The organism is Chryseobacterium sp. ZHDP1 (genome assembly GCF_018603435.1).
In the GTDB taxonomy this organism is placed as follows: Bacteria; Bacteroidota; Bacteroidia; order Flavobacteriales; family Weeksellaceae; genus Chryseobacterium; species Chryseobacterium indicum.
Genome location: NZ_CP075682.1, coordinates 838,264 through 851,044 on the forward strand (window position 1 = coordinate 838,264; position 12,781 = coordinate 851,044).

Annotated in this window: 9 protein-coding genes; 2 read left to right on the plus strand and 7 right to left on the minus strand. The window is 36.9% G+C overall.

What is annotated here, in order from left to right; all coding sequences use genetic code 11:
• Nucleotides 1-22: 22 nt before the first annotated feature.
• From KKI44_RS03830 to glgB, 7 genes are all read right to left on the minus strand, one after another.
• Nucleotides 23-2,836, minus strand: coding sequence for a 2-oxoglutarate dehydrogenase E1 component (locus KKI44_RS03830; RefSeq protein WP_214589912.1), 2,814 nt, complete (start codon nucleotides 2,834-2,836; stop codon nucleotides 23-25).
• Between the two features lie 124 nt (nucleotides 2,837-2,960).
• Nucleotides 2,961-4,001, minus strand: coding sequence for an SRPBCC domain-containing protein (locus KKI44_RS03835; protein ID WP_214589913.1), 1,041 nt, complete (start codon nucleotides 3,999-4,001; stop codon nucleotides 2,961-2,963).
• A 168-nt stretch (nucleotides 4,002-4,169) separates the two neighbouring features.
• Nucleotides 4,170-5,438 (minus strand): glucose-1-phosphate adenylyltransferase, encoded by a 1,269-nt coding sequence (locus KKI44_RS03840; protein WP_214589914.1) that lies wholly within the window; start codon nucleotides 5,436-5,438, stop codon nucleotides 4,170-4,172.
• Between the two features lie 15 nt (nucleotides 5,439-5,453).
• Entirely contained in the window at nucleotides 5,454-5,987 is a 534-nt protein-coding gene (locus KKI44_RS03845) for a hypothetical protein (RefSeq protein WP_214589915.1), read from the minus strand.
• 3 nt (nucleotides 5,988-5,990) lie between these two features.
• Nucleotides 5,991-7,397 (minus strand): glycogen synthase, encoded by a 1,407-nt coding sequence (locus KKI44_RS03850; protein WP_214589916.1) that lies wholly within the window; start codon nucleotides 7,395-7,397, stop codon nucleotides 5,991-5,993.
• 29 nt (nucleotides 7,398-7,426) lie between these two features.
• The gene (locus KKI44_RS03855) at nucleotides 7,427-7,981 is read right to left on the minus strand and encodes a hypothetical protein (protein ID WP_214589917.1); all 555 of its coding nucleotides are present in this window, start codon (nucleotides 7,979-7,981) and stop codon (nucleotides 7,427-7,429) included.
• On the minus strand, nucleotides 7,978-9,930 hold the full coding sequence (gene glgB / locus KKI44_RS03860; RefSeq protein ID WP_214589918.1) for a 1,4-alpha-glucan branching protein GlgB: 1,953 nt from the start codon (nucleotides 9,928-9,930) through the stop codon (nucleotides 7,978-7,980). The genes KKI44_RS03855 and glgB overlap by 4 nt, the downstream gene beginning before the upstream one ends.
• 215 nt (nucleotides 9,931-10,145) lie before the next feature.
• On the opposite strand from glgB, the gene KKI44_RS03865 reads away from it, so the two are divergent.
• Nucleotides 10,146-11,267, plus strand: a complete 1,122-nt coding sequence (locus tag KKI44_RS03865) for an alpha/beta hydrolase-fold protein (RefSeq protein ID WP_214589919.1) — start codon at nucleotides 10,146-10,148, stop codon at nucleotides 11,265-11,267.
• A 4-nt stretch (nucleotides 11,268-11,271) separates the two neighbouring features.
• Nucleotides 11,272-12,687, plus strand: coding sequence for a M17 family metallopeptidase (locus tag KKI44_RS03870; RefSeq protein WP_214589920.1), 1,416 nt, complete (start codon nucleotides 11,272-11,274; stop codon nucleotides 12,685-12,687).
• Nucleotides 12,688-12,781 lie beyond the last annotated feature (94 nt).

Here is a 12,781-nt window from a genome sequence, read left to right on the forward strand (position 1 = left end):
TTTTATTGATTATTATTTTTAATTAAGCGGTTACAGGTCTTTTTACCGGAGCATCGTTTCTGTCGAATACTCTGTTGATTACTGCATTCTGGTTTTTCTCAAACATTTTGTGACTTCCCGGAGCCGGAGCACCGCTAGGAACCGGAGCAATAACATTGATTCCTGTTTCTCTGAAGTTTCTCAGGATATAAGACCAGGCTCCCATATTTTCTGGTTCTTCCTGAGCCCAAACCAATTCTTTTCTGTTTGAATATTTTTCGAAGATTGCTTCGATAGCATCTGTCTGAAGCGGATATAACTGCTCGAATCTTACCAATGCAATATTTTCAGCATTTAATTCTTCTTTTTTAGCTAATAATTCGAAGTATAATTTACCTGAACAAAGTACTAATTTTTCTACTTTTTTAGGATCTGCAGTAGGATCGTCTAAAACCGGCTGGAAACCTCCGTTAGCGAAATCTTCAAGCGGAGAAACCACTTTCGGATGTCTTAACAATGATTTCGGACTCATTACCACCAATGGTTTTCTGAATGCCCATTTCAACTGTCTTCTTAACAGATGGAAATAGTTAGCAGGAGAAGTGATGTTTGCAACCACCATGTTTTCGTTTGCACAAAGCGTTAAGAACCTTTCCAGTCTCGCTGAAGAGTGTTCTGCTCCCTGTCCTTCGGAACCGTGAGGCAACAGCATTACCAAACCGTCCTGAATTTTCCATTTTTCTTCTGCGGCAGCTAAATACTGGTCTACGATAATCTGCGCACCGTTCACGAAATCTCCGAACTGAGCTTCCCAAATCGTTAATGTATTAGGAGAAGCCATGGCATAACCGTAATCAAAACCAAGAACTCCGTACTCGGAAAGGTGAGAGTTGAATACATCAAATCTACTTTCAGAAACCTGTCTTAAAGGGATATATTCTTCTTCAGTATCTTCCGTTTTTACCACTGCGTGTCTGTGAGAGAATGTTCCTCTTTCTACATCTTCACCGGAAATTCTTACATTATGACCTTCTACCAAAAGCGTTGCATAAGCCAGCCATTCTCCAAGAGCCCAGTCTAAAGAGTTTCCTTCAATCGCTTTTAATCTGTTTTCGAAAAGTCTTGTAATTTTATTTAAGAACTTTTTATCTGCCGGAAGTGTAGACATTTTAACAGCCAATTCTTTCAGCTTTTCAAGGTCATATTTTGTATCAACAGGTTCCTGAACGGCTCCTCTTTTCCCGATAGGATAATTCGTCCAGTCATCTGCCATGAAAACGTCCATTACGTTCTTTTCAATTTCTTTGGAAGCATCAAAGTCTTTATCCAAAAGTGCTTTGAATTCTGTTTCCATTTTAGCGATAACATCGTTGGATGTTACGTTATCTTTTAGTAATTTATCTTTATAAATTTCTCTCGGATTCGGGTGCTTGGAAATTGTTTTATATAAATTAGGCTGTGTAAATCTCGGCTCATCTCCTTCATTATGACCATATTTTCTGTATCCTAACAAATCGATATACACATCTTTTCCGAATTTTGCTCTGAAATCAGCCGCAAAATGGATTGCATGAACCACTGCTTCTGCATCATCTGCATTTACGTGCATTACAGGAGATTCTGTAACTTTAGCAACGTCTGTACAGTATGTAGAAGATCTCGCATCCATATAGTTTGTTGTAAACGAAACCTGGTTGTTTACCACGATATGAACCGTTCCTCCTGTTTTATAACCGTCTAAAGTCATCATCTGCGCAACTTCGTAAGCAATACCTTGCCCCGCAATCGCTCCGTCACCATGAATAATGATCGGTAAAACTTTAGAATAATCTTTGTATTTATCGTCCACTTTTGCACGGCAGATTCCTTCCACAAGGGCTGCAACCGTTTCAAGGTGAGATGGGTTTGGTGTTAAATTAATAGAAACTTCTTCTCCTGAAGCTGTTTTGATTTTTTTGGATGAACCTAAGTGGTATTTTACGTCACCTGAGAATACGTCTTCTTCAAATTCTTTTCCTTCAAATTCTGAGAAGATCTGCTTATAAGATTTACCGAAAATATTGGTTAAAACATTTAATCTTCCTCTGTGCGCCATTCCTAAAACCACTTCATCTACGCCCAACTGAGAAGATCTTGAGATCAACTGATCCAAAGCAGGAATTAAAGTTTCACCACCTTCCAATGAGAATCTTTTCTGCCCTACAAATTTGGTGTGAAGATAATTTTCAAACGCTACCGCCTGATTTAATTTTAATAAAATCTCCGTTTTTTCGTTAGCTGAAAGATTCGGGTGGTTTTCGTTTACCTGAAGCCACTGTTTGATGAAATCTTTTTCTTCAACATTGTTGATGTGCATATATTCCACACCGATAGAATCGCAGTAGATGTTCTCTAAATGTGTGATTAGATCCTGTAAAGTTGCAGGACCTTTCATTCCTGTTTCAACCGCACAGTTGAATTTTGTATTTAAATCTGACTTATCCAGACCGAAGTTTTCGATGTCTAAAGTCGGCGTATAATGTCTTCTTTCTCTTACAGGGTTTGTTTTGGTAAACAAATGTCCTCTCGTCCTGTACGCCTCAATAAGGTTTACTACCTTGAATTCTTTTTTGATGTGTTCCGGAACTTCTCCGTTTGTTGCTGCCTGAGCTGCCTGCTGAACAACAGGTGCTGAAACTGCGGGAGCCTGAACATATTGAACGTTATCATCGTCTCCGTAGTTCTCCAAAGCAAAATCGAAACCCTGAAAGAAGGCTTTCCATGATGGTTCTAAAGAATCGGGATATTTTAAGTACTGTTGGTATAAATCCTCAATTAACTGAGAATGAGCTGCGTTTAGGAATGAAAATCTGTCCATTATTACAGTTTATCTGTTATTAAAATTTGTTTGTAGAATTAAGCTTCAAATTTAATAAAAAAAACCGATTCTGAACAGCCTTTAAACTATTAAAAAAACTATAAAAGAAATAAATCTACAGAATTTACTTAAATACTGATAATGAGAGCTTCATATTGACATCCTGATCTTCCGTCGGGCGTTCTATAAAAGTCTGACGAATATCATTAAAACGCATCTCGTCTTTCTTGGCTTTCTGAATTAATTGTTGTATAGCCTTTACTCTTCCGGCATAGTTTCCTTTGTAGTAGATCACATAATTCTGGGTTGGACTAATTGTTCTGAAACTGAAGTTATTATCTGTAACTCCAAATTTTTTAGACAGAGGAATCCCCAGAAAATAGGACACTTCTTTGTCTTTATAATTATCCGCATCCGTAATCAGCATTGGAAAACCGAATTCATCTTCTTTTTTGCCCAGATCCATTGTGGTGTAATTGTAAATCTTGTTATAATTCATCACAATATTTTTGTAAAGGGCATCTTTTTTATTGGAAGTACTTACGTTGATTCCTAGCAATAACTTTTCTTCTTCATTTTCTACCATCAGGCTGTCATATTTTATCGAAGCCATCTGATTGTCTTTTTCCACTTTATTGCCTAAAACATTTTTAAGATTCACCATACTTTTGTTGATGTTTTCTGCGAAACGGTCTTCGGTCCAGAAATTTTCAACCCTTCTTAAAACAGAAAGTTTAGGCGTATGAACTACCCATGTAATTTTGGTTTTTTCAGCGGATAATGCTTTAAATTTAACGTCGACGACAGTCGGGCTTTCATTTTTTTCTTCAAAAAGCTGATACCTTAAAGATTTATTAAGGTTTTCGTAGCGGATAAACATTTCTCCATCCGTATCATTTTTAGGATCTGCGTAGCTGATGGAACTTCCCTGCCCTTCATACGGCGTATAATAATCGATATCAATAGACTGAGAACTTGTAAAAAAGTTATTCCATCGCGTAAAATGCTGCAGATTGTTGAATTGTGAAAAGACTTTTTCCAAAGGATAATCGATCTCCTTTTCTATTTTGAAATCTTTGCTTTCGTCCACAAAATAATACATGGAAGCTGCATAAGCTCCAATCAGCAAGACAATTACTACCGCTATGATCTTAAAAAAACGCATTGTACAAAAGTATAGAAAATAACAAGAGTGACCAATATGCTGATCACTCTGTTTTTAATTATTTTTTAGCTGGAAGATACGAAGTATGGAGGATGGAAGTTTACTATCTGACTGTTTTATTTCTTTAGAATTTAATTGAATCAGACCTACCCAATACTTCTCTACTTTCTACCCTATGTGAGTTCCCGGTTTAATAACGGCTCCTTTTTTCACCACAATAATTCCGTCCTGTACAGAATGTGTTCCGTAATCTCCGTCTTTAAGGTGTTTCCCGCCGATGATTCTTACATTATCCCCGATGTAGCAGTTTTTATCCAGAATTGCTTTTTCGATGTAACAATATTTCCCGATTCCCATATTAGGTTGTCCGTTTCTGTCGTTCATTACGATTTCTGTGGTATCCTGATAAAAATCGGCTCCCATTACGTAAGCATTCACAATAGTACTTCCTTTGTCTATTCTTGTTCTGTTTCCGATAACGGAGTTTTCAATTTTATCTGCCATTATAATGCATCCGTCTCCGAAAACAGCTTTGCTTACATAAGAACCGTTTACTTTTGAAGGCGGAAGCATTCTTGCGCGTGTGAAAATCGGCGAAGAAGAAAATAAGTTGAACTGCGGGAAATCCTGACAAAGATCCAGATTGGCTTCATAGAAAGATTCGATGGTTCCGATGTCAGTCCAATAACCTTCGTACTGATAGCTTAAAGTGGTATATTTTCCGATGGAATTCGGGATAATATCTTTTCCGAAATCATCTCCGGCTCCTTCATCAAACATCTTTTTCAGAATACTTTTCGTGAAGATATAAATTCCCATGGAAGCCAGATATTCTTTTCCGGCATGTTTATTTTCTTCAGAAACCTCAGATTTTAAGCCGTCTAAAAGATCATGAGTAGGTTTTTCGACAAAAGAAGTAATATTTCCTTCATCATCAGAACTCAGAATTCCGAAACCTGTTGCGTCTTTTGCATTCACCGGAATGGTTGCAATGGTTACATCGCCGCCTTTTTCAATGTGAAAATTCAGCATCTCCCTGAAATCCATCTGGTACAACTGATCTCCTGAAAGAATCAGGATATAATCATAATCATACTTTTCAAGGTGCTTCATCGACTGGCGCACCGCATCTGCGGTTCCCTGATACCAACTGTCGTTTTCAACGTTCTGTTCCGCAGCCAAAATATCTACGAAACCTTTGCTGAAAATATCAAAATGATAAGAATTTTTGATATGGGAATTTAATGAAGCTGAATTGAACTGTGTTAAAACCAGAATTTTATTTAATCCTGAATTTAAACAGTTGGAAATAGGAATATCCACCAATCTGTATTTTCCCGCGATGGGTACAGCCGGTTTGGATCTTGAATACGTAAGTGGGAACAATCTCGTTCCTCTACCTCCTCCTAAAACAATGGAAATTACATTGCGATTCATAGTTTATCTTGCGTTTTATTTTATTAGGTTTACTGTTCTGTTTTTTGTATCAACATTTACTGTAAATGCAATCCCGTTTTCAGGATATATTTTGTTAATATTTACTTTATAAAAGTCCGGTCTGCCCAACTCTTCAGCATCTTTATCTACATCATCAATCTCAATCTTATGCTTAGCCAGTTCTTTTCTGAATACTTTATTAGTGATTAAAACATCCATGATATCCACTTGTTTCATTGTATAATCCTGAATATCCTTATCATATAAATCTTTCCAGTTTTTGCCGTATCTTTTTTGAAGAGCTAGATCTGTTTTTTCATTTTCAGATCTTACACTGTCCACCAATTCTTGGGTAACTTCGCATCCTGCAACTCTTACTGTTTTTATTTTCCATTTTTTGTTAACTGTTTTTTCGATTTCTTCTCTCTGAAAATTTGGAAGTCCATAAGTTAAAAACCAATAGTATCCGTCTTTATGGATCATCGTTTCCTCTTTTTGATGACAGGAAAGAACAATTATTATTGCAAATAGAAAATACAGCTTTTTCACGATTTAATTCTTATATAAAGCTATGTATTTTTCGGCTGATTTTTCCCATGCAAAGTCAAAATTCATATTGGCACGGATTAAATTTTCCATTTCACCTTTTTTATTGTAAACCAATAAAGCTCTGTTCATTGCATGGATAATATCGTCCACTCCCGGAAACGTAAAATTAATTCCCGCTCCACCTGTGGAAACATCTTCCACCGTATCTCTTAATCCTCCTGTATATCGTACAATTGGAACGGTTCCGTATCTCATGGAATACATCTGGTTAAGACCGCATGGTTCCACTCTCGACGGCATGAGCAAAAAGTCCGCCGAAGCGTATATTTTATGCGAAAGATGTTCCTTATATCCAAGATCCAAAGCAAAATTGGAATAAATATAATCGTATTCTTTCAGTTTATTTTCAATGTAAGCATTTCCTGAGCCTAAAATCATGATATTTAAAGCGCCGTAACTCTGCTTAATGCTTTTCCAGACTACATCGGGAAGAAAATCGGCTCCTTTTTCGGTAGCAAATCTTCCAATAAATGCGAAAAGAGGAAGTTCCGGTTTCAGACCATATTCTTTACATAGTCTTTCTTTGTTCTTTTTCTTCTGGGCAATGGCATTTTTAACGTTAAAATTAAAATCCAACATCGGATCGGTCTCCGGATTCCAGACTTCCGTATCAATTCCGTTAATAATTCCGTAGGCTTTCCCAAATTCATCACGAACAAGACTTTCCAGACCTCTGAAGCTTACAAAAAGTTCTTCAAGATACCCCTGCGAAACCGTTGTAAAAGCATTGGCACATTTAATCATGCTTGCCAAAGGATTTATGACTCCGTTCCAGTCCAGCAATCCCCATTTATACTGATCGAAAGCCGGCATGTAATTCGCCATTTCCCAGCTCATCATTCCCTGATATTCACCGTTATGAATGGTTCCGATGGTTTTTACCCCTTTTAAAAACGAAAATTCAGGACAATGCTGAATCATAAAAGGAACAAGACCTGTGTGATAATCATGACAATGCAAAATATCCGGTCGAATCCCCATCGCACTCAGCCAATGAAGCGTGCCGTGCTGAAAAGCCAAAAACTGAAAATTTTCATCTGAATATCCGTAAGGATTATCTCTATCCAAAAGTCCCGGAATTCTTACCATAAAAAGCTCAAAGCCCAAAGCATTGGTTTTTTCCTTTAAAACCTGCACCTGAAGCATATTTGATCCCTGATGAATGAAGCCATCAAAAACTATGTCAAACTCATGATCATGCACGAAAGATTTGTTGTACCAAGGCATAACCACCTTCGCATCAATATCTTTAATTTTGTTCTGATATTTTGGTAAAGCTCCCACTACATCTGCCAAACCTCCCACTTTTGCCACCGGATAACACTCCGTACTTAGATGATAAATGATCATTTTTTTCTCTCTCGTTTATTATTTATATCTTAATTAAAATCTTCAATATTCGGGATTTTATAAATCTCAAATACAAAAAAAGATTTGCTTTCTATGAATTCTTCTTTAATGATAATATTCACTTCGTGTGATCGAAAACCCATAACGCCATATTTATCAATATTATTTCTGTCAAATTGAGAAGAAGGATCAAAATCGAAACGCTTTCTTTTGAATTCCGTGAAACCCTTCTCTTCTGTATTGTCATCTATTATTTCCCATTCCGTCTCTTCAACCTGCTGCTTGGTGATAAACCTAAACTCAAATTCCTTCATCGTTCTGAGAACATCTATAATTTCCTGAGTTTTATTTTTATCTTCAATGAAATCAATCTGACAAATCTTATTTCTTAGAAACTCTATTTTATATCTTTCAATTTTAAAAGTAAAAAAATATAAATCCTCATTAAATTTCCCTTCGCTTACAGGAGCATTAATTCCGGCTTTCGAAAACGACTCCAGAGTTTCACTGTCGAAATCTGTCCTTGTAATTATATCTTTGAGACTTTCATAGTCTTTTCCTAAAATTTCTAATAACTGAATCATTGCTTTTTATGTTGTTTGATTCTGTTATGCTTATTATACTTTTTATCTTTTCTTTTTAAGATAATTCCTGAAAGCGGCGGCAGACTTACGCTGATGGATTTCTGATGATTCATGTATTCCTCATACTGTTCACTGAAAATTTCAGGCTTATAACCGCTTCCCGAATACCGTTCATCATCAGAGTTAAAAATAATTTCCCAGTGACTTCCCGCATTTACGCCTATTTTATAATCCAGAACTTCCGGTTTCAGGTTGAGAATCACCATAAAAACATCATCTTTTTTCTTTCCTTTTCTCAAATAGACATACACGGAATTCTCCAGATCATCTGCTTCCACCCATTCAAAACCATCCCTGCTGAACTGATTTTCATAGAAAGCCGTTTCATATCTGTAAAGATGATTAAGATCTTTTACCAATGTCTGCAAACCTTTATGAACAGGATATTCCAGTAAATGCCAATCCAGACTCTGTTTGAAATTCCATTCGCTGGTCTGCCCAAATTCATCGCCCATAAAAAGCAGTTTTGCTCCCGGATGCGTAAACATATACACATACAGTGCGCGAAGATTGGCAAATTTCTGCCATTCATCGCCTTTCATTTTATAGATAAGACTCGCTTTTCCGTGTACCACTTCATCGTGAGACAAGGGCATCATATAATTTTCATTATACATATACATAGAAGCGAAGGTAAGTTTATGATGATGAAACTTTCTGTTTTCGTGTTCTTCTTTAAAATAATCCAGCGTATCGTGCATCCATCCCATCATCCATTTCATTCCAAATCCTACTCCGCCGTCATGAACAGGCTTTGTAAGCATAGGAAAATCTGAACTTTCTTCTGCAATGGTAATGATATTGTCTCCGAATTCTTTATAAACAGCCGTATTAAAATCCTGCAAAAATGCTTTTGCTTCGAGATTTACATTTCCTCCGTAAATATTCGGTTCCCATTCTCCTTCATTTCGGGAATAATCGAGGTGAAGCATCGAGGTTACTGCATCTACACGCAATCCGTCTGCATGATAGCGTTCCAGCCAGAACATCGCATTGGAAATCAGAAAAGATTTCACTTCATTTCTTCCGTAATTGAAAATGTATGATTTCCAGTCGGGATGAAAGCCTTTTCTGGGATCTTCATGCTCGTAAAGATAAGAACCGTCAAATCTGTGCAAACCATTTGCATCACCCGGAAAATGCGAAGGTACCCAGTCTAAAATCACGCCGATTCCATTCTGATGAAGCTCATCAATCAAAGACATCAAATCCTGCGGAGAACCGAAACGTGAAGTGGCTGCATAAAATCCTGTAATCTGATATCCCCAGCTCGGATCGTAAGGATATTCCATCACCGGCATAAATTCTACGTGGGTAAAGCCCATTTCTTTAATATAAGGAACGAGTTTTTTCCCGATATCGCGGTAATTCAGAAACTTTTTCGGATCATTTCCTTCTCTTACCCAGGATCCCAGATGCAGTTCATACACCGACAACGGAGCATTTAACGTATTTTTTTTCCAGCGGTTTTCCAGCCAGTCTTTATCTTTCCATTCGTACCAAGTGGTAGAAACCAATGAGGCAGCCTGAAGATTCTGTTCCCAGCTCAAAGCGTATGGATCACTTTTTTCTAAAATTTCTCCGCGCGGCGTTTCTATAGCATACTTATACAAAGTTCCCCATGTTAAACCTGCAATGAAGCCTTCCCAGATTCCGGATTCGTCCCATCTCGGAAACAGGATGTGGTCTTTATGGTTCCAGTTGTTGAAATTTCCGATTACCGAAACTTTCTTGGCGTTGGGAGCCCAGACTGAGAAATAAACTCCTTTTACTCCATCTTTTTCAGCGGAATGTGCGCCGAATTTATCATACAGCTTATAATGCTTACCTTCTTTGAAAAGATAAACATCATGATCCGTAAAAAGAGTGTATGTTTTAACCGAATTCATCACGGTTTTGATTTAATTTTTATATTTTTCTTGAAACTACAAAAAATATCTGCAATAATCATTAATAAATTTTGAATAAATTATTATGTTAAACTCTTTGCAGTACTTGTTTCTATCAAATATACCGCTTTTTTATTCAGTGTTTATCGTTTTAAAATGATTTGTCTTAAAAAGATTTTTTATAAATTTATGCTTTAATTTTACTAAAAACACGGATGAAGTTTGAACTTTACACAGCAGAAAGTGATGAACGAACGGTTTACATCACAGGAAATTTTAACAATTGGAATCCGAAAGACTACAACTTTCAACTGATCCAAAAAGACTCTCAAAATTATTTTATCGAAATCGACGATCAGCTTTTGCCAGATGTTATTGAATACAAATTTACTAAGGGCGGCTGGGAAAATGTAGAACTTGACAAATACGGAAGTATCACCCCAAACAAAAAAGCTTTAAAATCCTCAGGAAAAACATCAGATACCGTTGAAAAATGGAGATTCAACTGGGGACCTTTCAAGGATGAATATTTTCCGATTGCAGAAATTATTTCGGAGGAATTCTACATTCCGCAGTTAGACCGCTACAGAAAAATCTGGGCACTTCTACCCTACGATTATTATGTTTCCGACAAAAAATATCCTGTTCTGTATCTTCAGGATGCACAGAATTTATTTAATGAAGGAAGCGGTTACGGAAACTGGGAAATCGATAAGAAACTTTCCATTCTCTCAGAATACGGTCGTGGAGATGTCATCATCATTGCAGTAGAACACGGAAGCGAAGAAAGGATTAAAGAATATATTTTTGATAACGACAATGTCGCGAACGGATCAGAAGGTAAAAAATACATCCGCTTCATTACAGATACTTTGAAACCTTATGTCGACCAGACTTACCGTACAAAAAAAGACCGCGACAATACAGGAATCGGAGGAAGCTCTCTCGGCGCGCTGATCAGCATTTACAGCGGATTTCTTTATCCTGAAGTCTACTCCAAACTGTTGATATTTTCGCCTTCACTTTGGGTAGAACCGAACAATAATTTCCCGATGATGAATTTCAGGGTTCCTTTTAAAACGAAAATCTATCTTTACGGAGGCGGTCAGGAAGGCTCAAAAATGGTAAAGAGAATTCATATTTTTGAAGAATATTTAAAACGCTGGGAGAAGAAAAACCTATTCGATTTTGAATTCAGAACAAGCATCAATCCGGAAGGTACACACAGCGAATTTTACTGGTCGCAGGAATTCCCGAGAGCGATTGAATGGCTTTATTATAACAACACAGAAAATCCGGTGGAAGTAAAACCACAGCAGGAAAGCATTAAAAATTAAAATTATGAAATTAATCAACAAAAAAAATAAAAATTATACGCAGGTTTTTCATCTTTTCACAGAAGAAGAATGGACGAAAACCAGCAAAAATTTCAATAAAAACATTTCAACTTTCTTTACGGGTAAAAAACATGAAGTTTTTGTGAATGCCCATGAGGAAGGAATAACATATTTTATAGGTATCGGAAAATCTACTTTGCAGAATTTTGAAATTCAGCAAGTTGCTGTTAAATTTTCCCAGACGCAGAAAGGGAAAGTACAGCCTGTTCCTACATTAGTTGTGGCAGATTGCATCAATGAGAAGCAATTTGAAGAATTTGCAAAAGGTTTATTACTGGGAACCTATAATTATCCTTTCGAAAAAACGCATGCGTTCTGGAATGCTAAATTTGAGCTTCATTTTGAAAATTTAAGCCAGAAAAAATTAGACACCATCGGCAAAAAAGCTGAAGCACTGAGCAACGGACAGACCGTCTGTCAGGAATGGCTGAACAAACCCGCCAATCTTAAAAAACCGGATACTTTCAGTTTATATTTAAAAAATTTAGCTAAAAAATATGATTTAAAATATACTTCTTTCAACAGGAAAAAGTGTGAGGAACTTGGTTTGGGAGCTTATCTTTCCGTTAATCAGGGAAGTGCTTATGACGCAGCATTTACCATTATTGAATACAAAACCAATGTTAAAAATGCAGTCACTTTCGGCTTGGTCGGAAAATGTGTATTGTTTGACACTGGGGGAATTTCTCTGAAAAATCCCGACAATATGCATTATATGAAATCGGATATGGGCGGTGCAACAGCCGTTTTGGGAACTCTGATTTATGCCGCGGAAATGCAGCTTCCGGTTAATATTGTTGCTATTTTACCTGTTACCGACAATGCTATTTCTGAAAATGCCTTTCTTCCGAGTGACGTTATTACCGCTTACAACGGAAAAACAATTGAGGTTCTCAATACCGATGCGGAAGGCAGAATGATCCTTGCCGACGGACTTTCCTATATGGCAAAAAACTTCAAAACAGATTTTCTGATCGACCTTGCCACGCTTACCGGAAGTTCTGTAAGGATGTTTGGCGATACTTGCGGAGCTCTGTTTTCCAACAATGAAGAATTGAAAAATCTTTTGATAAAAACCGGCGATAAAACCAATCAGAGACTTTGGAATTTACCGCTTTGGGATGTCTGGAAAGACGATATCCAGTCGGATGTGGCAGACATTAAGAATATTTCGATGAAACCTATCGGAGATTGCATTATTGCGGCTAAATTTTTAGAACAGTTTATTGAAAACCATCCTAAATGGGCGCATCTTGATATTGCCGGAGTGGCATTCGGAAATGTAGGATATGCCAAAGAAAAGGCTGCAACGGGATTTGGAGTGCAATTATTAGCCGATTTAATCGAAAATTATCACTAAAAATTAGTTTATTACAAAAATTCTCTGTATAATTGAAATAGAATTTTCAAAAGCGCACAATATTTTAATTTTTAACATTAAATAATTAATAAAA